Origin of the sequence: Streptomyces iranensis, from assembly GCF_017874715.1 — a bacterium.
Taxonomy (GTDB): domain Bacteria; phylum Actinomycetota; class Actinomycetes; order Streptomycetales; family Streptomycetaceae; genus Streptomyces; species Streptomyces iranensis.
In genome coordinates this window covers 162,614-186,672 of record NZ_JAGGLR010000013.1, presented here as the reverse complement: position 1 = coordinate 186,672, position 24,059 = coordinate 162,614, and the positions used below count along the sequence as shown (strand labels likewise).

The window sequence follows — 24,059 nt, the reverse complement described above, 5'->3', positions numbered from 1 at the left end:
GATGACCACCGTGAACACCGCGCCGGGCCACACCAAGAACCTGCTGGACCCCGGGTTCGAGCTGACCCTGCGGCCGATGCGGTACCCGCAGTTCTACGACCGCTACCGCGACGCGATCAAGAACACCTGGACCGTGGAGGAGGTCGACCTCCACTCCGACGTCGCCGACCTCGCCAAGCTCTCCCCCGGTGAGCAGCACCTCATCGGCCGTCTGGTCGCCTTCTTCGCCACCGGCGACTCGATCGTGTCCAACAACCTGGTGCTGACGCTCTACAAGCACATCAACTCCCCCGAGGCGCGGCTGTATCTGTCGCGGCAGCTCTTCGAGGAGGCGGTGCACGTCCAGTTCTATCTGACGCTGCTGGACACCTACCTCCCCGACCCGGACGACCGCGCCGCGGCCTTCGCAGCCGTCGAGAACATCCCCTCCATCCGGGAGAAGGCGGAGTTCTGCTTCCGCTGGATGGACTCGGTGGAGAAGATCGAGCGGCTGGAGACCAGGGAGGACCGCCGCCGCTTCCTGCTCAACCTGATCTGCTTCGCGGCCTGCATCGAGGGGCTGTTCTTCTACGGCGCCTTCGCCTACGTGTACTGGCTCCGCTCGCGCGGACTGCTGCACGGCCTGGCGACGGGCACCAACTGGGTGTTCCGCGACGAGTCGATGCACATGGAGTTCGCCTTCTCGGTCGTGGACACCGTCCGCGAGGAGGAGCCGGACCTCTTCGACGACGAGCTCCAGCGGCAGGTCACCGACATGCTGAAGGAGGCCGTCGAGGCGGAGCTCCAGTTCGCCCGCGATCTGTGCGGGGAAGGGCTCCCGGGCATGAACACCGCGTCGATGCAGGAGTATCTGCAGTGCGTGGCCGACCAGCGCCTGCAGCGGCTCGGCTTCGCCCCGGTCTTCGGCTCGGAGAACCCGTTCTCCTTCATGGAGCTGCAGAACGTCCAGGAGCTGACCAACTTCTTCGAGCGGCGCGCCTCGGCGTACCAGGTCGCGGTCGAGGGGTCGGTCGCCTTCGACGACGACTTCTGATGCCGGTGGGCTTCTGACGTCAACAGGGCCGGACCCAAGGGGCCCGGCCCTGTGAGGTACGGCACGCTCAGCCGTTCGGCACCGTCTCATAGCGGGCGGTGCCCTCGGCCATCTGCTTCAGCACATCCTTACGGTCGCGCTTGGAGAGCCGGTCGATGTAGAGGTAGCCGTAGAGGTGATCGGTCTCGTGCTGGAGGCAGCGCGCGAAGTAGCCGGTGCCGCGCACCGCGATCGGCTCACCGTCGAGGTCCTGGCCGCGCACCACCGCGTAGTCGGGGCGGGCCAGCTCCGCGTAGGCCGTGGGGACCGACAGGCAGCCCTCGTTGGAGTCGTCCAGCACCCGGCGGTCGGCGGGCAGCTCCTCCAGCACCGGGTTGCAGACCACGCCCACATGGCGAACGCCCTCGTCGTCCATGCAGTCGTAGACGAAGACCTTAAGGCCGACACCGATCTGGTTGGCGGCCAGGCCCACGCCCTCCGCCGCCCGCTGGCTGGCGAACATGTCGTCGACGAGCCGTGCCAGCTCCTCGTCGAACACGGTCACGTCCCGGCACTCCTTGTGCAGGACCGGGTTGCCGTACACGGTGATCGGGCGGGCGGTGCCGCGCTCGCGGAAGGCCCGCTCGCGCTCCTCGCAGTCCTCCGTGTCCACGATGAACTCGTCGTCCACCCGCTGCTTCGTCCCTTGCTGCGACATCTTCCGCCGTACGCCTTCCTTCAACCGTGATGCGTCGCCCTACAGGGTACGGGCACCGCGCGGCGGGGTGCGGTGCGCTTACGCGCTGTGACCGGGCCTCCACATGCCTTCCAGGGCCTGTCGGGCCGGTGCGGGGTGCCCGACGAGTCTTTCCCCTACCCGCCCCTTCCCGTACCAGGGGCTCCGCCCCTGGACCCCGGCGGCCGACGAGCCGACCGTCACGGCAGCGGATAGCAGGGCGAAGGCCCGCGCACAGCCGGGACGCCCGGTCAGAGTCCAGTGCGAAGCCCCACCACGCGGCGGAGCCGCACATCGAGGCCTCGGGAACGTCCGAGGCCCCGGTCCGGGGCCTGGGGCGGAGCCCCGGTCCGGGGCCTGGGGCAGAGCCCCGGCCCGGAGCCCGGGGCAGAGCTCCAGTCCGGGGCCTGGGGCAGAGTCCCGGCCCGGAGCCCGGGGCAGAGCTCCAGTCCGGGGCCTGGGGCAGAGCCCCGGCCCGGAGCCCGGGGCAGAGCTCCAGTCCGGGGCCTGGGGCAGAGCCCCGGCCCGGGGTCTGGGGCGGAGTCCCGGCCCGGGGTCTGGGGCGGAGCCCCAATCCGGGGCCTGGGGCAGAGCCCCAATCCGGGGCCTGGGGCAGAGCCCCAGTTTCGGGGCCCGGGGCAGAGCCCCAGTTTCGGGGTCTGGGGCAGAGCCCCAGTTTCGGGGTCTGGGGCGGAGCCCCAGTTTCGGGAAGGGGCGGGGAGGGGAACGGCCCGCCGCAGGCGTCACGACCCGCCGGACGCCCCTAGGCCCCCAGGGCTGCCGCCAGCCGCCAGGCGGTCAGCAGACCTCTTCCAGGTCCCGCCACTCGCGAGTGTCCGGACTGTCCGCGACCCACCCGTCCAGCAGCCCCCGCACCAGCCCCCCGGGCGCCGCGATCCCGCATTCGCGCTCGGGCACCCACAGCGAGCCCGAGCCCGCCATACGGTGGCCCAGCGGCCCGGGGTGGCCCGGTTCGCTGTGGTCGTGGGGGTCCAGATGCTCGCCCTCGCCCTCGTCGCTGGGCATCCGGCTCTCCGAGCAGGAACGGCACAGCAGCCGCACCGACGACGACCAGTCCTCGGCCGCGAAGCCCGCGTCCGCCGCGAGCCGCTCCAGGGCGTCCCGGTCGGCCTCGGTGGCCGCCTCCAGCAGCACCACCCAGGTCGGCACCGGGGACGGCGCCCACAGCTCGATCTCGTCGAAGACCGGGTACGCGGGGCCCGCGGACGTCACCCGCTCACCGTGCGGCACACCGTCGTGCAGCACCACCTCGCCCCAGCGCCGCCCGGACGACGGCAGCGGGATGGACAGCACCTCGATCCGGGCCGGGTCCAGCCGACGGCCCCAGACGACCTCGGCCTCGCCCTCCGGGGACAGCCGCACCGCCGCGCTGCCCAGCTCCATGCCGAGCGGCTCACCGGACGCGGACGCCTCTCCGGGCACCTTCAGCCCGTATGCCTGCCAGGCGCGGCGGGCCAGCGGCCAGTCCTGCAGCGCGGTGGCCGCGATCCCCACGTTCCACCAGTCCGGAGCGCCCGTCTCGCGGTCCAGCAGGGCGACCGCCCGCAGCCCCGCGGCGCGCGCCTGCTCCCAGTCGTGCCGGAACTTGTGCAGCAACGCCAGGTTGAACCAGGACTCCGACAGCCACGGCTCCAGGTCGGCGGCGCGGGTCAGCAGCGCGCCCGCGTCCTCGTACCGGCCGTCGCCGATGAGCGTGAACGCACGGTCCGTGGCCTGCCGCCATGAGGCGGACGGCCGGTGCCGTACCTTGCCGAAGATCTTCACGATTCCCGCCTGCCGGTATCGAAGTCGTCCCATACCAGATGCCTTCGCGGACGGCGTCGCCCTCCCTCGAAGACAACCTGCCACACATTCGCGGACATCTCAGCCCGACCCCTCACGCTGCGGCCGGGATGCGACGCCCACCACACCTCCTTGCCACCGGCCATCTGGCCTGGCACCCCTCTCCTCGCATCCAACCATGCCCCTCGGGAGCCCCGCTCATTACCGGCGAGTTCTCAGTTCTCACCGGGGGCGGCCGTAAACCCCGCGCGACAGCACCGTGGCGACCGCCTCGACCACGACCGGATCGAAGTCGCGCGCCGTGGCCAGCCGCAGCCGCTCCAGGGCGCACAGCGCTGCCGCCCCGGCCGCTCCCTCGGCCGCGGGCCCGCTCACCAGCTCGGTGTACGCGTTCACCGCGCGCACGATACGCGCGGCGAGCGGCTGCTCGCGGTACGGGTCCGCCTGGCGCTCCACGACCAGCGCCACCTCGGCGGGTACCCCGGTCTGGCGCACCACAGCGCCGCCGAGCAGCGCGATTTTGCGCTGCTCGGCGGCGGACAGCGGCTCGGTGGCCCCCGCGGGCACCGGGTCCACCAGCGACAGCTGGCCGATGTCGTGCATCAGCGCCGCGTACTCCAGCACGGTCAGCCGGGGCTCGGAGAGGCCCAGCTCACGCCCCACCGCCCGGCTGAGCCCGGCCACCTCGCGGGCGTGGCCCGTCGGGGTGTACCCGGCTATCTCGGTCGACCGGGCCAGGGAGGCGATGGTCTGGCGGTAAGTGGCCCGTATCCCGGCGTAGCGGCGGTAGGAGTACTGGATCAGCAGCAGCGGCACCGCCAGCACCGGCACCGGCCACAGCCCGGCGACGGCCACGGTGAGCGCCATCACGGCCGCGGTCGCGCACACCGCCGCCCCGACCCCGGGCAGCGACCGCAGCTCGTCGCGGAGCAGCGGCCCGTAAGGCCAGCCGGTACGGGCGCGGGCGAGGGCGGCGGCCAGAACGGCGTCGCACAGGGCGGTCAGGGCCAGCAGGGCGAGCAAATAGCCGACGAGGGACGGGCCGTGGCCGAGCCAGTCGGCCAAACGGCCGGTCCGGTGCAGCGGTTGGAAGCACACGGCGGCGAACGCGGCGGTCAGCACCCGGCGGGCGGTGTGGCCGGGGTCGACCGGGCAGCCGAGCGCGAGCGGCGCCACCAGCCCGGCGAGCGATGCCGCCACGACGACGGTGACCACCTGGAGGACGCCATGGGCGGCGGGCTCCCCGCCGAGCCGTCCGAGCAGGGCGTATCCGAGCGCGCCGGCGGCGGCGAGGGGTGCGGGCTCACCGCGCGGATCGAGCACTCCCCCGCCGCCGCCCGGCAGCGCGGGCGGCGCCTCGACGCACCGGATCGCCTCCCCCACGGCGATGAGCGCCCCGAAGGCCAGCGCCGCCTCCGCCTGCCGCACCCCATGCCACTCGGTCCACACCAGCGCCGCTACGGCGAGCGCCCCCGCCGCGCCATATACGGCGACGACCGTAAGGCCGCCATAACGGCCCCGGGATATGCGCTCCCGCCCCTCCTCACGGGCGGCGGCGGACTCGGCCCGTTGGCGGCGGGCGCGGTGGAGGGCACGAGCGTGCCGCTCGGCGATCCGGGCGAGGGCGTTCGGGGGCCGGAGGTTGGCCGCTGCCGAACCGGAACGAGCCGCCCTGGCGGGCCACTGGGCCGCGCTTTCGTCCCGACCGCGCGAGCCGAAACGGCCCGGGGCGCCGCTCCCACCCCCGCCCGAGGTGCCCGGAGCTTCCCCAGGCTCCGCGTCGGCTGGGCCGGGGGCCGGCCGGGGACCCCGATCGGAGCCGGGGCGGTCCGGGGCCCCCGTCTCGTCCCTGCCTCTGCCCGAGAGGTCCGGGGCTTCCCCGGGCTCTTCGTCGGCGGGCCCGTGGGCGGGCCGGGGGGCCCGATCGAAACCAGGGCGGCCCGGGGCGCCGGTCCCACCCCTGGCCGAGGTGTTCGGGGCTTCCCCGAGCCCCTCGTCGGCTGGCCCTGAGGCCTGGGCGGAATCGTTCGTGCCGGGCGTTGTGGGGTCCTCGGCGGGGCTCATGGTCCACCGCCGGGGCCGCCCGCGCCGGGGCGGGGCCCGCCGGGGTCGTCCGACGCGCCCGGGGCCGCCGCGCGTACCAGGGGCGGGGCGGGCTCGGGGAGGGCGTCTGCCGGGACGTTTCCGCGCTCCTCAGGGGCGTCCGCGGTGACCGCCGCGTGCCAGCCGTGGCGGTCCAGGGCGCGGGTGAGGGCCCCCACCATGCGGGGGTCGAACTGCGAGCCCGCGCACCGCTGCAGCTCCTCCACGGCCGTGGGCACCGGCCGGGCCCTGCGGTACGTACGCGTCGAGGTCATCGCGTCGAAGGCGTCCGCCACCGCGACCACCCGGGCGAACTCCGGGATCTGCGCCCCGGCGAGCCCGTACGGATAGCCGCTGCCGTCCAGCCGCTCATGGTGATGGAGGATCGCGGCCCGCGCCTCCCCCAGGAAGCCGATGCCGCGCACCATCTCGTCGCCGTACTCGGGGTGGAGCTCGATCACCCGGCGCTCATCGGGGGTCAGCGGACCGTTTTTGCGCAGCAACCGAGTGGGTACGCCGAGCTTGCCGACGTCGTGGAGGATGCCCGCGATCCGCACCGCCTCCAGCCGGTCGCCGCTCATGCCCAGCTCGCGGGCGATCATCGCGGAGGCGCGGCCGACGCGCTCGCTGTGGCCGCGGGTGTAGCGGTCCTTGATGTCGACCGCCTGGACCAGAGCCCGGATGGTGGCCTGGTGGGCGGCGCTCTCGCGGCGGTAGAGCACAAAGCCGCAGGCGCAGACGTACATCGGCAGCAGCACCAGCAGGGCCGCCGCCGGTCCGTAAGGGCTGCGCCACAGCACCGCCATGGCGAGTCCGGCGGGCCCGTGCACCAGGTACGGGGCGAGGGCGCCGGGCAGCCGCCCCCACCAGGCGGCGCGCGGGGACTGCCGCTCGGCGGTGACCAGCACCCCGCCCTCCAGGGCGGTGGCGGTCAGGCCCAGGACGAGCGCGGCCGCCACGGCGGCCGCCAGGGCATACGGAAAGCCGGGCGTACCGGACGACACGGGCCCAGCGGGGACCTGGCCGCCGTCGCCGAGGGCCCAGAGGGCGCTGAGGGTCCCGGGGCCGTCCAGGGCCGCGAAGGCGCACGAGGCGGCCCAGACGGCCAGCGACAGCCGTGCGGCGCGCCAGGCCCGCCGCGCCCCGGCGGGGGGCCGCTCGACGCGGGCGAGCAGCGCACCGGGCACGGCGACCAGCGCCGCGGCGGCGGGCGGCAGCAGAAAAGCCCCGGCCAGAAGGACGGGGCTGCACCATTCGGGCCAGCGGGCGCGGACCCTGGAGCCGACCGCGTGAACCGCGGCGAGCAGGGCGGTCGTGGCCCAGGGGACGGCCGCTCCGGGCCGTACGGCCGGGGCGGCGCAGTACGCCCCGGCGAGCACGGCGCACAGGACATAGGCGCGCGCCCCGTTGGGAAGTGCCCGCACGGTGTCCTCCTCCCCATCCATGTCCATCGCGCCACCCCTCTCGGGCGGGGCGGCTCAGGTGGTTGGGGAGCTTAGGACGAGGCGGGGCGTATGGGACCGGAGGGACTGTCCGATTACACCCCTTCGAGTGATGATCTGATCACCGAGGGTGGGAATGAGAACGCGCCAACTCGATTGGCGTTCGAGCGGGGATCCGCTGGGGCCTGAGCCCCGGGGTCACTCCTGGGCGCTGCTCGGCGCGCCGCTCGGTGCGTTCGTCTCCGTCGTGATCTCGCGCTCCGGCACCGCCTGCCCGGAGCGGATCAGCTCGATCCGCCCCATGACCTTCGACCGGAGGTCGGTGGGCACGTCGTCATGGCCGCAGCACCGCTTGACGAGCTTCTTCACGGCCTTCTCGAGGCCGTACTTCTCCAGGCACGGAGAGCACTCGTCGAAGTGCACCTCGAACTTGGCGCAGTCGCCGTCCGGCATCTCGTGGTCGAGGAACTCGTAGAGATGGTCGAGAACCTCGGAGCAGTCCGTCTCATGCGACTCTCCGCAGCTCATGAGTCCGCGCCTTTCCGATCGTGCGACTCGTCCGCCGCGCCGCCCGCGCCCGCCGGGACCAGCCCGCGCCCACGGGCATAGTCCTCCAGCAGACCGCGCAGCTGGCGGCGACCACGGTGCAGCCGGGACATCACCGTACCGATGGGTGTACCCATGATGTCCGCGATCTCCTTGTAGGCAAAGCCCTCGACGTCCGCGAGATAGACCGCGATGCGGAACTCCTCCGGGATGGCCTGTAGGGCCTCCTTGACATCGGAGTCGGGCAGGTGGTCGAGGGCCTGCGACTCGGCGGAGCGCAGACCGGTCGACATATGCGACTCGGCGCGCGCGAGCTGCCAGTCCTCGATCTCCTCGGCCGCGCTGCGCTGGGGCTCCCGCTGCTTCTTGCGGTACGAGTTGATGAAGGTATTGGTCAGGATGCGGTACAGCCACGCCTTGAGGTTGGTGCCCTCGCGGAACTGGTGGAAGGACCCGTACGCCTTGGCGTAGGTCTCCTGCACGAGATCCTCGGCGTCGGCCGGGTTACGCGTCATCCGCAGCGCGGCCGAGTACATCTGGTCCAAGAAGGCAAGGGCGTCCCGCTCGAAGCGCGCGTTGCGCTCCGAGGACGACTCCTGCGACCGCTCGACCGGCTCTCCCTCGGTCACGCCGTCGGTACCTGCGTCGGTCCCAGTGACCTGACCCACCTCCTCCAGCTTCGTGTCGGGTCCGGAAGTGGACCCGCTCGAATCGGAGAATAGACGACGATCCGGTGCGCCCGCCGCTTCGATCTTCACGGCCTGCGCCGCCTGCAGCTGAGACCAGTCCAGGTCAGCGGCCTGTGGACGGGCCGGGCAAGCAAGCGAACCCATGCGGGGAACTCCCTTTCCTCGTATTCCGCGTATCAGTGCCTCTTACACGGTCAGTACCGACAGCCCGTTCAACACGGATCCCTCCCGTCGCATTCCCGCCCCGCTGACCGCCGCCCCCGCCCTGGTCCAGGGCGGGGGCGGCGGTCGGCGGACATCGATCGGCGATCAGCGATCAGCGATCAGCGATCAGCCCAGGGCGCGCGGCAGCCAGTCGGTGACGGCCCCGGTGATCAGGGCGAGCGCCGCGGGCTCGTCGATATCCGCCGACTTCGGCAGGCCGAAGACGTGGTCCCCGTAAGGCACCTCCACGAGTTCCATGGCCGCGGGCAGCTCCGGGAACTCCTCCGGTCGCCCGAACGGATCCCGGCCGCCCTGGACGACCAGCGTCGGCACGCCCGTGGCCAGCAGTTCCTCGGCCCGGGACCGCTCCGGCTTGCCCGGTGGGTGCAGCGGGAACGACAGCGCCAGTACGGCCTTCGCGCCCAGCTCCGTCGCGGTCCGGCAGGCCACCCGCGCCCCGGCGCTGCGGCCGCCCGCCACGATCGGCAGCCCGGCCTTCTCCAGCGCGGGCCATACGGCACGCCATCCGGTGTCGAGGGTCGAGGGGGCGGGCGCGATCTTCTTGCCCGCCACCCGCCACGGCTGCTCGACCAGCGCGACGCTCACGCCGAGCCCGGGGAGCGCCCCGGCCAGCGCGCGCAGGTCCCGCGCCTCGATGCCCCCGCCGGCGCCATGGCTGGCGGCAAGCAGGGCATGGGCGCCGGGGGCGTGGTGCCAGGTGATCCGGGCGTCCCCGGCCGGGGTTGCCACCATCTCGGTGGTCACCCGAGGTGCGTTGGTCCCCCGAGGTGCGTCGGTCGCCTGAGGTCCATCCGTCACCCGAGGTCCATCCGTCACCTGAGGTCCATCCGTCTTCTTCGCAGCCATCAGAACAGCGTGCCCTCCTCCGGGGCCTCGAGCTCCTCGAGCAGCTCGGGGCCGTTGTTACGGACATCACTCACCCCGGTGGCCACCGGGTACGCCCGCAACAGCCCGGAGGGCGGCGGCGCCAGCAGCGGCAGCAGGTCGTCGGGGTCGGTGCGGCCCGGGTCCAGCCAGGAGGTCCAGCGGTCCTCGGTGAGGACCAGCGGCATCCGCGGGTGGATCTCGGCGAGCGAGCCCGGCCCCTCGTCCCGGGCCGCGCCCCCGAAGGGCTCCTTGTCCGCCTCGGTGGTGATCACCGTGCAGGTGACCCACCACGCCCGGGGGTGCTCGTCCGGCAGCGTCCGGTCCCGCCAGAACTCGTACAGCCCGGCCATGGCCATCACGGAGCCGTCCACCGGGGTCACGAAGTACGGCTGCTTGCGGGGCCGCTTCCGCTTGCCCTTCTCCTCCAGCTGCCGCTCCCCCGCCGCGGTGACCCACTCGTAGTAGCCGTCGGCGGGCAGGATGCAGCGCCGCGAGGCGAACGGGCGCCGGTAGGACGGCTTCTCGTGCACGGTCTCGGCCCGTGCGTTGATCATCTTGGCGCCGCCCTCGGGGGACTTCGCCCAGGACGGCACCAGCCCCCACTTCAACGCCCTCAGCTGGCGAACCGGGCGCGGCTCGGTGGCGTCCTTAAGGGGGCGTTCGAGCACCGCGTACACGTCCTTGGTGGGCGCGACGTTCCAGTCCGGCGCCAGAGTCTCCTCCGGCTCCCACTTCTCCACTCCGAAGAGCCCGACGAGATCCTCCGGCCTCCGGCTCGCTGCGTATCGACCGCACATAGGTGCCACACTGCCACGACCCGTACCGACGCGAGGAGCCGCCCGCACATGGACGCAACGAACGCCGCCGATCTGTGGGACCGGGTGACCGGTACCCAGCCCGACCCCACCACCTGGCTGGTCGTCTCCACCGGCGTGATCGCGTTCGCGGTCGTGGTCTTCCGTACGGCGTGGCGGATAGCCCGTAACGCCATCACCATCGCCCATGAGGGCGGCCACGCCGTGGTCGCCCTGCTCAGCGGGCGGCGGCTGGACGGCATACGGCTGCACTCGGACACCTCCGGGCTGACCGTCTCGCGCGGCAAGCCCACGGGCCTGGGCATGATCCTCACCGCGGCGTCCGGCTACACCGCCCCCTCCCTGCTGGGCCTCGGCGGCGCCTGGCTGCTGGCGGCGAACCACATCACCTTGCTGCTGTGGGGGACGACGGCGCTGCTGGTCGCGATGCTGGTGATGATCCGCAACGCCTATGGCGTCCTTACGGTCGTCATCAGCGGGGCCGCCTTCTTCCTCGTCTCCTGGCTGACCGGGCCGGACGTCCAGGCGGGGTTCGCGTACGCCGTGGTGTGGTTCCTCCTCCTGGGGGGCGTGCGACCGGCCTTCGAGCTCCAGCGCAAGCGCCGTCACGGCGGTGCGTACGACTCCGATCCCGACCAGCTCGCCCGGCTGACGGGCATTCCGGCCGGCGCCTGGCTGCTGCTCTTCCACGTGGTCTCGCTGTGCTCGCTGCTCGCCGGAGGGCGCTGGCTGCTGGGGCTGTGACCCCGTACGAGCGCCCGGCGCGCTTCCATCGGCATCCGTAGCAGCGCCGTGTTTCGACTGGGTTTCGCCACTTTCGATCAAGATTGGCACTCCGGGCGAACCACTAAAGTAAGACCCATGACCGGCATTGAGACCTCCCCGGGCGACTGCACCGCCCTCTGGCCCGCTCCGACCGCCGATGGAGCGGTCGACGCGACCGTCACCGTGCCCGGATCCAAGTCGGTTACCAACCGCGGTCTGATCCTGGCCGCGCTCGCCGCCGAACCCGGCTGGCTGCGCCGCCCGCTCCGCTCCCGCGACACGCTCCTGATGGCCGCCGCCCTGCGCGCCATGGGCGTCGGCATCGAGGAGACGGTGTCCGACGGCGCCCTCGGCTCCAGCGGCCCCTCCGGCGGCGGAGAGGCGTGGCGGGTCATCCCGGCGGGGCTGCACGGCCCGGCCACCATCGACGTCGGCAACGCCGGCACCGTGATGCGCTTCCTGCCGCCGGTCGCCGCCCTGGCCGACGGCCCCGTCCACTTCGACGGCGACCCCCGCTCCCACGAGCGCCCGCTGCACGGCGTGATCGACGCGCTGCGCACCCTGGGCGCCCGCATCGACGACGACAGCCGCGGCGCGCTGCCGATGACCGTGCACGGCGGCGGGGCGCTGGACGGCGGCCCGGTCCGCGTCGACGCCTCGTCGTCCTCCCAGTTCGTGAGCGCGCTGCTGCTGTCCGCGCCGCGCTTCAACCAGGGCGTCGAGGTGCGTCACATCGGCGCCGCGCTGCCCTCCCTGCCGCACATCCGGATGACCGTGGACATGCTGCGCGCGGCGGGCGCCCGGGTGGACACCCCGGAGGCGGGCGGCGAGCGGGGCGTCTGGCGGGTGGCGCCTAGCGCGCTGCTCGGCCGCGACCTGGTCGTCGAGCCCGATCTGTCCAACGCGGCGCCGTTCCTGGCCGCCGCCCTGGTCACCGGCGGCCGGGTGACCATCCCGGACTGGCCGGCGCGCACCACCCAGCCCGGGGACGAACTGCGCCGGATCTTCACCGAGATGGGCGGTTCCTGCGAGCTCACCGACACCGGTCTGACCTTCACCGGAACGGGCCGGATCACCGGGATCGACGCCGATCTGCACGAGGTCGGCGAGCTCACCCCGGTGATCGCGGCGGTCGCCGCGCTGGCCGACTCCGAGTCGATGCTGCGCGGCATCGCGCATCTGCGGCTCCACGAGACCGACCGGCTCGCCGCCCTCGCCAGGGAGATCAACGAGCTGGGCGGGGACGTCACCGAGACCGAGGACGGCCTGCGGATCCGCCCGCGCCCGCTGCACGGCGGGATCTTCCACACCTACGAGGACCACCGGCTGGCCACCGCCGCCGCCGTCCTCGGCCTGGCCGTCGACGGCGTGCTGGTCGAGAACGTGGCGACCACCGCCAAGACCCTCCCCGACTTCCCCGGTCTGTGGACCGGCATGCTCGACGCGACGACGACCTCGGCGCGGAGATCCTGAGAGCCTGGACTCATGCGCCGCTACGGCAAGCACACCGACGAGGACGACGTTCGGATCCGCCCCAACCGCAAGGGCAACCGGCCGCGCACCCACATCCGCCCCAAACACGAGGACGCCGCCGAGGGATTCGTACTCACGATCGACCGCGGCCGGCTCACGGTCCTGGTCGAGGACCGCACCATCACCGCCATGAAGGCGCGCGAGCTCGGCCGTAAGGGCGTCGTGGTCGGCGACCGGGTCGCGGTCGTCGGGGACCTCTCCGGCGACAAGGACACGCTCGCCCGGATCGTCCGGGTCGAGGAGCGCTCCTCCGTCCTGCGCCGCACCGCCGACGACGACGACCCGTACGAGCGGGTGGTGGTCGCCAACGCCGACCAGCTCGCGATCGTGACCGCCCTGGCCGATCCGGAGCCGCGCCCGCGGCTGATCGACCGGTGCCTGGTGGCCGCCTTCGACGCGGGCCTGGAGCCGTTGCTCGTCCTCACCAAGTCGGATCTGGCGCCCGCCGACGACATGCTGAAGACCTATGAGGCGCTCGGCGTCCCCTATGTCGTCACCAGCCGCGACGAGCTGGCCGACGGCGACGCCGCCGACCGGGTGCGGGAGCGGCTGACCGACCGGATCACCGTCTTCGTGGGCCACTCGGGCGTGGGCAAGACGACGCTGGTGAACGCGCTGGTCCCGGACCGCCAGCGGGCCACCGGCCGGGTGAACGCGGTCACCGGCCGCGGCCGCCACACCACCACCTCCGCGCTCGCGCTGCCCCTGCCGGACGCCAAGGGGTGGGCGATCGACACCCCGGGCGTGCGGTCCTTCGGGCTGCACCACGTGGACCCGGCGCGGGTCATCCACGCCTTCCCGGACCTGGAGCCGGGCACCGAGGGCTGCCCGCGCGCCTGCAGCCACGACGAGCCGGACTGCGCGCTGGACCAGTGGGTGGCCGACGGCCACGCCGAACCGGCCCGGCTCTACTCCCTGCGGCGGCTGCTGGCCACCCGCGAGCGGCGGGAGGGCGACTAGGTCTTTCCCCTCCCCGCCCCTTCCCGTAACCGGGGCCTCGCCCCAGACCCCGGAGCCTGGGGGCGGAACCCCAGTTGTGGGAAGGGGCGGGGAGGGGAGCAGCCCGCCGCAGACGGCAAGATCCGCCGGACACCCCCTGGGGGCGTGTTTGCCGCTCCATCCGGGCGGTAAATGGATAATCGCATCAAGCAATCGAGGCGACTCAGGCAATCCAGGCGACCGGGGATGCCCCGGGCGACGGCAGCCCACGGCGGCACGGGAGGGCATCTCTATGGCGTGGCTGCTGGTCGTGGTCGCCGGGCTACTCGAAACCGGCTTCGCCGTCTGCCTCAAGCTCTCGCACGGCTTCACCCGCCTCTGGCCGACGGTCGCCTTCTGCGCGTTCGCACTCGGCAGCTTCGGGCTGCTGACGCTGTCGCTGAAGAAGCTCGACGTGGGGCCCGCGTACGCGGTGTGGACAGGGATCGGGGCCGCCGGGACCGCGATCTACGGCATGGTCTTCCTCGGTGACCTCGTCTCCACGCTCAAGATCATCTCCATCTCGCTGGTGGTCGTCGGCGTGATAGGGCTCCAGCTCTCCGGCTCGGCCCACTGAGACCCGCCCCCCGGGCCGGCTCAGGCCAGCACGGTGCGCACCATACGGGCCACGTCCGCCGCCGGGGCGGGCGCCACCACGTACGACAGGGCCAGCCTGGCGACCGCCTCGCAGGCCAGCGGCAGCTCGACCGCGCCAGGCGGCCAGTCGCCCTCCAGCAGCCGCACCGCGCGGTCCCGCGCCTCGCCGATCAGCTCGCCGGGCGCGGGCAGCGGCTCCGGCTCCGGCGCCCCCGGCGGTGTCGTCCTTACGGACGTCCTTACGGACGTCGGCAGCCGCTCGTTCCAGCAGCCCGTGAGCACCGCCCGCACCAGCGGGTTCTCGGCCGCCGAGCGGACCGTCCACACCGCCGCGGCGGCCAGCCGCTCCCTGGGGGCCGCCGCGCCGGACACCCCGGACAGCGCCCGCTCGACCCCGCACAGATACGCGTCGGCCTCGCGCCGCACCAGAGCGCGGGCGAGGCCGTCCTTGCTGCCGAACTCGTTGTAGAGGGTCTGCCGGGAGACCCCGGCCGCCGCCGCGACCTCGGACATCTTCACCCTCGGCCACGGACCGCGCCCGAGCGCGGCGAAGGCCGCGTCGAGTAAGGATTCACGCGCTGCGGGCATCGTCGCCTCCCAGAGCGGGCATCGTCGCCTCCCGGCCCGGCATGTGCCCGACAGAATTGACGGACCGCCAGATGAAGTCAAGAGCCCCGCGCGGACGGGCCGTCCAGCCGAAGTCCCATGGTCGTTGTGGAGTCGTGTAGCTCCGCGTCTTTTCCTGTCGATACTGTTCGGCCATGCCCGACTACCACGATGACCTGCGTCTCGCCCATGTTCTCGCCGATGCCGCCGACGCGACCACCATGGAGCGGTTCAAGGCGCTCGACCTCAAGGTCGAGACAAAACCCGATATGACGCCGGTGAGCGAGGCCGACAAGGCGGCCGAGGAACTGATCCGCACCTCGCTCCAGCGCGCCCGGCCGCGCGACGCGGTTCTCGGCGAGGAGTTCGGCAGCGAGGGCAGCGGTCCGCGGCGCTGGGTGATCGACCCGATCGACGGCACCAAGAACTATGTGCGCGGGGTCCCGGTCTGGGCCACCCTGATCGCCCTCATGGAGCGCGGTGAGGGCGGCGACCGGCCGGTGGTCGGGACGGTCTCCGCACCGGCGCTGGGACGGCGCTGGTGGGCCGCCGAGGGGCTCGGGGCGTACACCGGGCGCAGCCTGTCCTCCGCGAGCCGGCTCGCGGTCTCCAGGGTGAGCAACCTCTCCGACGCCTCGTTCGCGTACTCCTCGCTCAGCGGCTGGGAGGAGCGCGGCAGGCTGAACGGCTTCCTCGACCTGACCCGCGCCTGCTGGCGCACCCGTGGCTACGGCGACTTCTGGCCGTACATGATGGTGGCCGAGGGCTCGGTGGACATCTGCGCCGAACCGGAATTGTCGCTGTGGGACATGGCGGCCAACGCGGTGATCGTCCAGGAGGCGGGCGGCCGCTTCACCGGACTCGACGGCGTACCGGGCCCGAACAGCGGCGACGCGGCGGCGTCCAATGGGCTGCTGCACGGGGTGATGCTGGACTACCTGCGGTCCTGAAGGGCGTTCCGGGCGCTGGCCGGAGCATGAACCGGAGCGCGGGGCGCGCTCAGCGGCAGATCGGCTTCCGCGCGCCCTTGTTGGACCCACCAAGGCATGTGAACATGAGAATCCAGGACCTTGTGAACTTGTGAATCCTTTCTCTAATGGGATCTGGGATTCACCAAGGAGGTGGCTCCATCCATGCCCATGCACGTCCGTGACGCCATGAGCTCGGTGGTCCTCACCATCGGCCCCGCGCACACGCTCCGCCAGGCCGCCGGGCTGATGTCGGCCCGCCGGGTGGGATCGGCCATCGTGCTCGATCCCGACACCAGCGGCCTGGGGATTCTCACCGAGCGCGACATCCTCAACTCCCTGGGGGCGGGCCAGGACCCCGACCAGGAGACCGCACACGACCACACCACCGCCGATGTCGTCTTCGCCGCCCCCGGGTGGACGCTGGACGAGGCGGCCCGCGCGATGTCCCAGGGCGGCTTCCGCCATCTGATCGTCCTCGACGCGGGCGACCCGGTCGGGGTGGTGTCCGTGCGCGACATCATCCGCTGCTGGGCCCCGGCGCCCCAGCCCGTACCGGCGTAAGGGCCTGGCGCACCGCGCCCGGCACCTGAACCGGCACACGAATGAACCGGCACACGAAGAGGCCGGAGCCCAACGGCGTCCGGCCTCTTCGGTTGATACGGCAAGCGTCCGTCAGCCGCGCAGGGCCTGGACCGCGGCCTCCAGCCGCTTGCCGTAGTCGGCGTCCGCCTTGCGGAAGTTCCCGATCGCCCGCTGTGCGATGTCATCGCGGGAGACCTTGGCGATGAACTGCGCCAGATTCTCGATCAGGCGCTCCTTCTCGTCGTCCGACATCAGCCGGTAGAGGTTGCCCGCCTGGACGAAGTCGTCGTCCTCGGCGTGCGAGGGGGCCTCGTGGTCCCCGGTCCGGCCGGACACCGGCGACGGCTGCCACAGCGCCTGGCCGGTCTCGGCCGGGCCGCCGAAGCTGTTGGGCTCGTAGTTCTTGGCGCCCGCGTGACGGCCGTCGTACATGAAGCCGTCCCTGCCGTACGTGCGCGCCTCGGCCGCGTGCGGACGGTTCACCGGCAGGTGGTCGCCGTTGATGCCGACGCGGTAGCGGTGGGCGTCGCCGTACGCGAACAGGCGGCCCTGGAGCATCTTGTCCGGGGACGGGCCGATACCCGGCACGAAGTGGGCGGGCGAGAAGATCGACTGCTCGACCTCGGCGAAGATGTTCCGCGGGTTGCGGTTGAGCTCCAGCTTGCCGATCTCGATCGGCGGGTAGTCCTCGTGCGGCCAGACCTTGGTCAGGTCGAACGGGTTGAAGCGGTAGTTCGCCGCGTCGGCCGCCGGCATGATCTGCACCTGCACGGTCCAGGTCGGGAAGTCACCCCGCTCGATGGCCTCACGCAGATCGCGCTGGTGGCTGTCCGGGTCCAGACCGGAGGTCTCCGCCGCCTCGGCGGTGGTGAGGTTCTTGATGCCCTGGTCGGTCTTGAAGTGGTACTTCACCCAGAAGACCTCGCCCGCGGCGTTGTTCCACTGGTAGGTGTGCGAACCGTAGCCGTTCATGTGGCGGTACGAGGCGGGGATGCCGCGGTCGCCGAACAGCCAGGTCACCTGGTGGGTGGCCTCGGGTGAGAGCCCCCAGAAGTCCCAGACGTTGTCCGCCTCCTGCGAGCCGGTGTACGGGTCGCGCTTCTGGGTGTGGATGAAGTCGGGGAACTTGATGGCGTCCTTGATGAAGAACACCGGGGTGTTGTTCCCCACCAGGTCGTAGTTGCCGTCCTCGGTGTAGAACTTCAGCGCGAAACCGCGCGGGTCGCGCACCGCGTCCGCCGAGCCGAGGTTGCCGGCGACCGTCGAGAAGCGCAGGAACGTCTCGGTCTGCTTGCCGACCTCGGAGAGGAACGTGGCGCGGGTGTACTTCGTCACATCCGCGGTCACGGTGAAGGTGCCGTACGCGCCGGCGCCCCGCGCGTGCACGATCCGCTCCGGGATCCGCTCGCGGTTGAAGTGGGCGAGCTTCTCGATCAGGTGCTGGTCCTGGATGAGGACCGGCCCGCCGACGCCCGCCGTCTCGCTGTTCTGGTTGTCCGCCACCGGAGCCCCGGACTCCGTGGTCAGCGGACCAGTGATGTTTTCCTGGACCGTCACGTGCGCCTCCTGCGTACTCGCATTCTGTCCCTTGGTCTGGAGCTGGGCTCGATCCTACATTGGACATTGTCTAAGTCAAGAAGGTTTTGAGACTCGTACCCGATCTGGTCAAGGACTCGTCCGCTGCTACCCTTGTCCTTATCTGACTGATAGGTGAATGGCATGAGTGACCTGCTGGAACGGCTCAGGGGACGCGGCTGGAGGCTGACGGCGCAGCGGCGTGTCGTCGCCGAGGTCCTCGACGGGGACCACGTGCACTACACCGCCGACGAAGTCCACGCGCTGGCGGCCGAGCGACTGCCCGAGATCTCCCGCGCGACCGTGTACAACACCCTCGGCGAACTCGTCACGCTCGGCGAGGTGATCGAGGTCAGCACGGACGGCAGAGCCAAGCGCTACGACCCGAACGCGCATCACGCCCATCAGCACCTGGTGTGCGCGCGCTGCGGCACGATCCGCGATGTCCACCCCTCCGGCGACCTGCTCGCCGACCTGCCCACCCAGGAGCGCTACGGCTTCGCGATCTCCGCGGTCGAGGTGACGTACCGGGGGCTGTGCCCCAACTGCGCGGCCTGAGGGCCTGAGGCCCGAGGGGCGCGGCGCGAGCGGGGCGCGGATCACGACCGTAAGGCCGTGACCGCGACCGTAAGGCCGTGACCGCGACCGTAAGGCCGTGACCGTAAGGCGGCGACAGACGGACAGACGGAAGGCCCGGATCCTGGAGGATCCGGGCCTTCGTCATGGTAGCGGGGACAGGATTTGAACCTGCGACCTCTGGGTTATGAGCCCAGCGAGCTACCGAGCTGCTCCACCCCGCGCCGTTGTGTAGCAACCTTAACCCGGGGTGGCCAGCAGGAGCAAACTGGTTACCGAGGGGCCCCGCCGGTGGGGCCCTGAAGGGGCGCGGGGCCGTGCCGACGTGCGGCTCCGATGCGTGGGCGCGATCAGCCACGACGGCGATCAGCCACGACGGCGCCGCGGACGATCGACGGCAGGTCGGGGCACTTCCAGCGGAACGCCCAGGCGGAGCGCTCAGCTTGAGCACTCAGGCCGTGAGCTCCTGCTGGAGCGCCTCTCGCAGCCGGGCCGCGCGCTCGGCGACCTCCGCCGGCCCCAGCTCGACCGCCCGCGCACACCACCGCTGCCCCTCGGCGAGCGCCCCGCGACGGGCCGCGAGCAGCGCGAGCCGCAGCGCGGCCCGCCCGTGCCCCGACTCGGCGGCACGCGTCCACCACAGGGCGGCCTCCGGCTCGCTGCCCTCCCGGGCCAGCAGCAGCCCCAGGTTGAACGCGCCGTTGCTGCTGCCCGCCTCGGCGGCCATGCGGTACCAGCGCGCGGCCTCGACCACATCGCCGCGCGCGGCCGCGAACATGCCCACCCGCACCTGGGCCCGCCGGTGGCCCTGCCGCGCGGCGCGCTCGTACCACTCCTCGTACTCGGGGACGTGCGGCCCGGAGCCGTCGTCCGGCGGCGGGGTCGGGAAGCGGGTCCCGGACGAGTTGCCGAAGCCGGTGCCGGTCGCCGGGTCGCCGCCGACCGAGGAGCGGTCCAGCAGCGCGGCCAGCCGGAAGGCGCCCTCGGCGCTGCCGCCGCCCGCGGCGCAGCGCAGATGGCGCTCGGCGCCCTGGAGGTCGCCCTCCCGCTGCAGGGCGAGGCCGACCTGCAGCGCGGCCTCGGTGTGCCCGGCGGCGGCGGCCCGCTCGTACCACTGCCGGGCCGCCCGGTCCTCGCCCCGGCCCGCGTGCAGGATCCCCAGGTTGAACGCGGCGTCGACGCTGCCCGCCTCGGCCGCCTTGGAGAACCACGGCTCGGCGCCCGCCGCGTCGCCGCGCTGGAGCAGCATCACGGCTACGGCGTTGGCGGCCTCGCGGTGGCCCGCGTAGGCCGCGCGGCGGTACCACTGCTCGGCCTGGGCCGTGCGGCCCTGCTCGGCGCAGAGCAGCCCGAGGTTGTAGGCGCCGTTGATGTCCCCGGCGTCGAGCGCGGCGCGGTACCAGCGCTCGGCGGTCTGGGTCTCGCCACGGTCGGCGTGGAGCGCGCCCAGCGCGTTGGCCGCGTTGCCGTCGCCGTCCTGGGCCGCCCGGTGCCACCAGACGGCGGCGCTGTCGGTGTCGCCCGCGTCACGCAGCAGGAAGCCCAGCGCGCAGGCGGCACGGGCCTCGCCGTCCTTGGCGGACATCAGGTACCAGCGCCCGGCCTCCTTGGTCTCACCGCGCTTCTCCAGCAGCGTGCCGAGGTGGAGGGCGGCGCGCCGGTGGCCGCGCGCGGCGGCCTGCCGGTACCACTGCTCGGCCTCCTCCCGGTCGCCCCCGTCGGCGCCACGGCGGCGCTCGGCCGCCGGCTCGTCCCCCTCGTCGCCGCGGTCGTCGAGGATGCGGGCGAGGCGGTACGCGGCCTCGCGGTGGCCGCGCTCGGCGGCCGTACGGAACCAGCGCTCGGCCCCGATGTCGCTGCGGTGCTCCAGCAGATCGCCCAGCGCGTACGCGCCCAGGGTGTGGCCGGACTCGGCGGACTGGCGCAGCCAGTACTCGGCGGCGGGCTCGTCTCCCCGCTCGCGGTGATGGCGGCCCAGGGCATGGGCCGCGGCGGGGGATCCGGCGACGGCGGCTATGCGCCACCAGCCGGCCGCCTCGTCGGCATAGCCGCGCTGGTGCAGCAGAACGCCGAGGTTGTTGGCGGCGGCGCGATCGCCCGCCGCGGTGGCTCCCCGCAGATGCGGTTCGGCGCCATCGAGGTCGCCACGGCGCAGCAGCAGCGCGCCGAGCGCGCTCATCGCGGCGGTGTCACCGGCCTCGGCGGCACGACGGTGCCGCGTCTCCTCCTCGGCATCGTCGTGCGCGTGCGCAAAACGCCCTGTCTCCAACAGACTGACCCTGTCCCCCATAAATCCCATCGTGGCATCACCCGCGTCCGGCGTACACCTGGTATACCGCAGCCGAGGAGGTCACTTCAGCGTTTTGTCGACATGCCCACAGAGAGACAACCCAAACGCTTGTATCCGCATTCCCCGAGTGGACGCTCATACAACACACAACGAGGCCCGGATCCTTGCGGATCCGGGCCTGGTGTATCAGTAGCGGGGACAGGATTTGAACCTGCGACCTCTGGGTTATGAGCCCAGCGAGCTACCGAGCTGCTCCACCCCGCGCCGTGGTGCAACCACCGTACCACGGCGCGAGGGGTCGGCCGCCCGGCCGTTCTCGCAGGTCGTAAGGGTCAGCCGCCCTTCTTGTCGGAACCGCCGCCGGCGCTCTGACTCCGTGGCTGGTTCTGCTGCTGCCCCTTGTCGCCGGCCGCCTTGTTCTCCGCCTTGGCGGCGCGGTCCAGCGCGTCCTTCAGATCCTCCTGGGCCCTGCCGTACGCCTCCCAGTCCTGCGGCTGCTTCTGGAGGGCGTCCTGGGCGTCCTGATAGGCGTCCGAGGCGTCCTTGAGGGCCTCCTTCACCGTCGGGTTGGAGTTCGACGGCGGCTCTTCCTGCCCGCCGTCTCCCGGTGGCCGCTGTTCGGACGACTCGCCGAAGACGGCGTCCAGGGCCTCGCCCAGGGTGTCCTTGAAGACCGTCTCCTTGCCGTAGGAGACGCCGACCTTCTTCAGCAGCGGGTAGTTGGCGCTGCCACCGCGGGCGTAGACCGGCTCGATATAGAGGAAGCCGTTGTCCAGTGGCACGGTGAGCAGATTGCCGTACTCGATGTCGGAGTCGGTGCCTCTCAGGTTCCGGACGAACTCGGCGACCTCCGGATCACCGTTGAGCTCGCTCTGCACCTGTTGTGGACCGGGCACGTTGGAGGTGACCTTCAGCAGTCTTATCGTGCCGTAGTCCTTACTGTTGGCATCCGCGTCGATCGACATGAACGCCCCCAGGTTGGGACGCCCGTTGGGGGTGAAGGTCGTCGTCAGCGAGAACGTCTGCCCCTTCTGATCGGGCATCCTCATGCTCAGGTAGTACGGCGGAACCGCGTTCCCGTCCTTGTGGGTCGGGTCCTCGGGCACCTGCCAGGCGTCACTGCCGCTGTAGAACTGCGTGGGGTCGGTGACGTGGTAGCGGGTCAGCAGCTCGCGCTGGACCTTGAACAGGTCCTGCGGATACCGCAGATGCTCCATCAGCTCACCGCTGATCTTCTCCTTGGGCTCGACCGTGCCCGGGAACGCCTTCTCCCAGGTCTTCAGGACCGGGTCCTTGGAGTCCCACTCGTAGAGCTTGACGGTGCCGTCATAGGCGTCCACGGTCGCCTTGACCGAGTTGCGGATGTAGTTGACCTTGTTCTGCTGCGCGACCACCGAGCGGTCCCCGTCGCTCAGCGAGTCGGCCGTGCTGTCGCCCAGGGTCGTCCGCGAGGCGTACGGATAGCCGTTGGTCGTGGTGTAGGCGTCCACGATCCACTTGATCCGGCCATGGACCACGGCCGGATAGGCGTCACCGTCGATGGTCAGCCAGGGGGCGACCTTCTCGACGCGCTCCTTGGGGGTGCGGTTGTACAGGATCCGCGAACCGTCCCCGATCGCGCCCGAGTAGAGGATCTGGGGCTCGCCGAACGCCACCGCGTAGGCGGCGCGGTTGACCGGGTTGGAGAGACTGACCCCGCTCTTGCCCTTGTAGCTGGTGGTCCGCTCGCCGTTCTTCTCGTAGTCGAGCTCCTTCTGGGGGCCACCGACTATCGAGTACTGGTCGGTCTTCTCGCCGTAGTAGACCTGTTGCTTGTATGTGCCGACACCGCCGCCGCTGGAGCCCTTGGTGGGCAGCCCGGACTCGGTGAAGTCCGGCGAGCCGGCCGGGTCCGCGTTGGGGTCCGTCGTGGTGCCCTTCGCCGCCACCATGCCGTAGCCATGGGTGTAGGTGAAGTGGTCGTTGATCCAGTTCCGCTTGGGGATGCCGTTGAGGTTCAGCTCGCGCACACCGACGACGGTGTCCTGATCCTTGCCGTCGGCGCCCTTGTAGCGGTCGACGTCGAGCGTCGAGGGGAACTGGTAGTACTTGCGCTCCTGCTGGAGCTGCTGGAAGGTCGGCGAGATGACGCTGGGGTCGATCAGCCGGTAACTGGCCGTCGTATTGGCGTCCTTACGGAGCTTCTCGCCGCCGCCGTCGCTGTCGTTCTTGCCGGAGTAGTCCGCCACCTTGGAGTCATCGATGCCGTACGCCTTGCGCGTGGCCTCGATGTTCTTCTGGATGTACGGCGCCTCCTTGGCCTGCTCGTTCGGCTGGACCTGGAACTTCTGGACGATCGCCGGGTAGAGCCCGCCGATCAGGATCGCCGACAGCACCATGAGCCCGAAGCCGATGACCGGCAGCTGCCAGGTGCGCCGCCACAGCGTGGCGAAGAAGAGCACCGCGCAGATCGCCGCGATGCAGAACAGGATCGTCTTCGCGGGCAGATAGGCGTTGGCGTCCACATAGCGCAGACCCGTCCAGTTGCCCGTCGCCTTGAAGTCGCTGGACTTCACCGCGAGGCCGTAACGGTCCAGCCAGTACGCCACCGCCTTGAGCGCCACGAAGACACCCAGCAGCACCGACAGATGGCCGGTGGCCGCGGCGGTCGCGCGGGCGCCGGGGCTGGTGACCCGCAGACCCCCGTAGAGGTAGTGCACCAGGGCGGCGGCGATCAGCGAGAGCACCGTGGCCGCGAAGCCGAAGCTCAGCAGGAAGCGGTACCAGGGCAGATCGAAGGCGTAGAAGGCCACGTCCTTGTGGAACTGCGGGTCCTTCTGCCCGAACGGCACCCCGTTGACCCACAGCAGCCAGATGCGCCACTGACCGGCCGCCGAGGCGCCCGCGATCAGCCCCACCAGGGCGGTGACCGCGAGCAGCACCCACTTCTTGAACGGGGCGATGCCCATCCGGTAGCGGTCCAGGCTCTGCTGCTCCATGGACATCGCGCTGAGCGGCGGCCGCAGCCGATGGGCCAGCCAGATGTTGATCCCGACGGCCGTGGCCATCAGCACACCGAAGACGAAGAACAGCCCGATCTTCGTCTTCAGGGTGGTACTGAAGACGGAAGAGTAATGAAGCGAGCGATACCAGAGCCAATCCGTCCAAAATCCGGCAAACATGACAAAGAGCATGGCCAACACGGCCAGCACGCCCAGGGTCATGAGCAGGGTCCTGGCACGCCGGGACGGACGGCCGACTCTCACCCGCGGCCCTGTCGGGCCTCCGCCGCGGTCCGGCATCTGGAAAGCCAAGGTGCGCACCTCGAAGTTCGCTGTCGATTGAGGAACCCTGAACTCCAGGGCCCACCTGTTGCAACTTACTCAGGCT

General features: G+C 71.7%; 20 protein-coding genes and 2 tRNA genes. 8 read left to right on the top strand and 14 right to left on the bottom strand.

Features of this window, described 5'->3' with window-relative positions; genetic code table 11:
• The first annotated feature begins 1 nt into the window (after nucleotide 1).
• Entirely contained in the window at nucleotides 2-1,033 is a 1,032-nt protein-coding gene (locus J2Z30_RS24525; RefSeq protein ID WP_107073515.1) for a ribonucleotide-diphosphate reductase subunit beta, read from the top strand.
• Between the two features lie 67 nt (nucleotides 1,034-1,100).
• Here J2Z30_RS24525 and def read toward each other — a convergent pair whose 3' ends face one another.
• The 8 genes from def to J2Z30_RS24485 all read right to left on the bottom strand — a co-directional run bounded on the left by def (nucleotide 1,101) and on the right by J2Z30_RS24485 (nucleotide 10,199).
• Entirely contained in the window at nucleotides 1,101-1,730 is a 630-nt protein-coding gene (gene def, locus J2Z30_RS24520) for a peptide deformylase (protein ID WP_044570158.1), read from the bottom strand.
• Nucleotides 1,731-2,546: 816 nt separating this feature from the next.
• Entirely contained in the window at nucleotides 2,547-3,533 is a 987-nt protein-coding gene (locus J2Z30_RS24515) for a tetratricopeptide repeat protein (protein ID WP_020868546.1), read from the bottom strand.
• 240 nt (nucleotides 3,534-3,773) lie between these two features.
• On the bottom strand, nucleotides 3,774-5,078 hold the full coding sequence (locus J2Z30_RS24510; RefSeq protein ID WP_044581411.1) for an HD-GYP domain-containing protein: 1,305 nt from the start codon (nucleotides 5,076-5,078) through the stop codon (nucleotides 3,774-3,776).
• A 533-nt stretch (nucleotides 5,079-5,611) separates the two neighbouring features.
• Nucleotides 5,612-7,057 carry an HD domain-containing phosphohydrolase gene (locus tag J2Z30_RS24505; protein WP_044581412.1) on the bottom strand — a complete coding sequence of 482 codons (1,446 nt, stop codon included), beginning with the start codon at nucleotides 7,055-7,057 and terminating at the stop codon, nucleotides 5,612-5,614.
• A 216-nt stretch (nucleotides 7,058-7,273) separates the two neighbouring features.
• Nucleotides 7,274-7,603: a mycothiol system anti-sigma-R factor gene (rsrA, locus tag J2Z30_RS24500; protein ID WP_044570160.1), complete on the bottom strand. Its 330-nt coding sequence runs from the start codon at nucleotides 7,601-7,603 to the stop codon at nucleotides 7,274-7,276.
• The gene (locus tag J2Z30_RS24495; RefSeq protein WP_044570161.1) at nucleotides 7,600-8,289 is read right to left on the bottom strand and encodes a sigma-70 family RNA polymerase sigma factor; all 690 of its coding nucleotides are present in this window, start codon (nucleotides 8,287-8,289) and stop codon (nucleotides 7,600-7,602) included. Before J2Z30_RS24495 ends, rsrA begins: the two co-directional genes overlap by 4 nt.
• Nucleotides 8,290-8,640: 351 nt before the next feature.
• On the bottom strand, nucleotides 8,641-9,267 hold the full coding sequence (locus J2Z30_RS24490; protein ID WP_044581413.1) for an alpha/beta hydrolase family protein: 627 nt from the start codon (nucleotides 9,265-9,267) through the stop codon (nucleotides 8,641-8,643).
• A gap of 113 nt (nucleotides 9,268-9,380) precedes the next feature.
• A complete protein-coding gene (locus J2Z30_RS24485; protein ID WP_044570162.1) occupies nucleotides 9,381-10,199 on the bottom strand; it encodes an SOS response-associated peptidase in 819 nt (272 codons plus the stop codon).
• Nucleotides 10,200-10,247: 48 nt separating this feature from the next.
• On the opposite strand from J2Z30_RS24485, the gene J2Z30_RS24480 reads away from it, so the two are divergent.
• The 4 genes from J2Z30_RS24480 to J2Z30_RS24465 all read left to right on the top strand — a co-directional run bounded on the left by J2Z30_RS24480 (nucleotide 10,248) and on the right by J2Z30_RS24465 (nucleotide 14,070).
• On the top strand, nucleotides 10,248-10,961 hold the full coding sequence (locus J2Z30_RS24480) for a M50 family metallopeptidase (protein ID WP_044570163.1): 714 nt from the start codon (nucleotides 10,248-10,250) through the stop codon (nucleotides 10,959-10,961).
• A gap of 117 nt (nucleotides 10,962-11,078) precedes the next feature.
• Nucleotides 11,079-12,455 (top strand): 3-phosphoshikimate 1-carboxyvinyltransferase, encoded by a 1,377-nt coding sequence (aroA, locus tag J2Z30_RS24475; protein ID WP_052701366.1) that lies wholly within the window; start codon nucleotides 11,079-11,081, stop codon nucleotides 12,453-12,455.
• Nucleotides 12,456-12,467: 12 nt separating this feature from the next.
• On the top strand, nucleotides 12,468-13,475 hold the full coding sequence (gene rsgA / locus J2Z30_RS24470; RefSeq protein ID WP_044570165.1) for a ribosome small subunit-dependent GTPase A: 1,008 nt from the start codon (nucleotides 12,468-12,470) through the stop codon (nucleotides 13,473-13,475).
• A 271-nt stretch (nucleotides 13,476-13,746) separates the two neighbouring features.
• A complete protein-coding gene (locus J2Z30_RS24465) occupies nucleotides 13,747-14,070 on the top strand; it encodes a DMT family transporter (protein ID WP_044570167.1) in 324 nt (107 codons plus the stop codon).
• Nucleotides 14,071-14,090: 20 nt separating this feature from the next.
• On the opposite strand, the gene J2Z30_RS24460 is transcribed toward J2Z30_RS24465, so the two are convergent.
• Nucleotides 14,091-14,678, bottom strand: coding sequence for a TetR/AcrR family transcriptional regulator (locus J2Z30_RS24460; protein ID WP_044570169.1), 588 nt, complete (start codon nucleotides 14,676-14,678; stop codon nucleotides 14,091-14,093).
• Nucleotides 14,679-14,851: 173 nt separating this feature from the next.
• Between J2Z30_RS24460 and hisN the strand changes: the two genes are divergently transcribed.
• Nucleotides 14,852-15,646: a histidinol-phosphatase gene (gene hisN, locus J2Z30_RS24455; RefSeq protein ID WP_044570170.1), complete on the top strand. Its 795-nt coding sequence runs from the start codon at nucleotides 14,852-14,854 to the stop codon at nucleotides 15,644-15,646.
• Nucleotides 15,647-15,835: 189 nt separating this feature from the next.
• A complete protein-coding gene (locus tag J2Z30_RS24450; RefSeq protein WP_044581415.1) occupies nucleotides 15,836-16,228 on the top strand; it encodes a CBS domain-containing protein in 393 nt (130 codons plus the stop codon).
• Between the two features lie 111 nt (nucleotides 16,229-16,339).
• Here J2Z30_RS24450 and J2Z30_RS24445 read toward each other — a convergent pair whose 3' ends face one another.
• The gene (locus J2Z30_RS24445) at nucleotides 16,340-17,806 is read right to left on the bottom strand and encodes a catalase (RefSeq protein WP_044570172.1); all 1,467 of its coding nucleotides are present in this window, start codon (nucleotides 17,804-17,806) and stop codon (nucleotides 16,340-16,342) included.
• Between the two features lie 162 nt (nucleotides 17,807-17,968).
• Between J2Z30_RS24445 and J2Z30_RS24440 the strand changes: the two genes are divergently transcribed.
• On the top strand, nucleotides 17,969-18,382 hold the full coding sequence (locus tag J2Z30_RS24440; RefSeq protein ID WP_020868561.1) for a Fur family transcriptional regulator: 414 nt from the start codon (nucleotides 17,969-17,971) through the stop codon (nucleotides 18,380-18,382).
• Nucleotides 18,383-18,547: 165 nt separating this feature from the next.
• Here the strand turns inward: J2Z30_RS24440 and J2Z30_RS24435 are convergent.
• From J2Z30_RS24435 to J2Z30_RS24420, 4 genes are all read right to left on the bottom strand, one after another.
• Nucleotides 18,548-18,624: transfer RNA gene (locus J2Z30_RS24435), tRNA-Met, on the bottom strand.
• Nucleotides 18,625-18,851: 227 nt separating this feature from the next.
• Nucleotides 18,852-20,699, bottom strand: coding sequence for a tetratricopeptide repeat protein (locus tag J2Z30_RS24430; protein WP_044570173.1), 1,848 nt, complete (start codon nucleotides 20,697-20,699; stop codon nucleotides 18,852-18,854).
• 181 nt (nucleotides 20,700-20,880) lie between these two features.
• Nucleotides 20,881-20,954: transfer RNA gene (locus tag J2Z30_RS24425), tRNA-Met, on the bottom strand.
• 68 nt (nucleotides 20,955-21,022) lie between these two features.
• Nucleotides 21,023-23,971: a UPF0182 family membrane protein gene (locus J2Z30_RS24420; RefSeq protein ID WP_078956648.1), complete on the bottom strand. Its 2,949-nt coding sequence runs from the start codon at nucleotides 23,969-23,971 to the stop codon at nucleotides 21,023-21,025.
• Nucleotides 23,972-24,059: the final 88 nt, after the last annotated feature.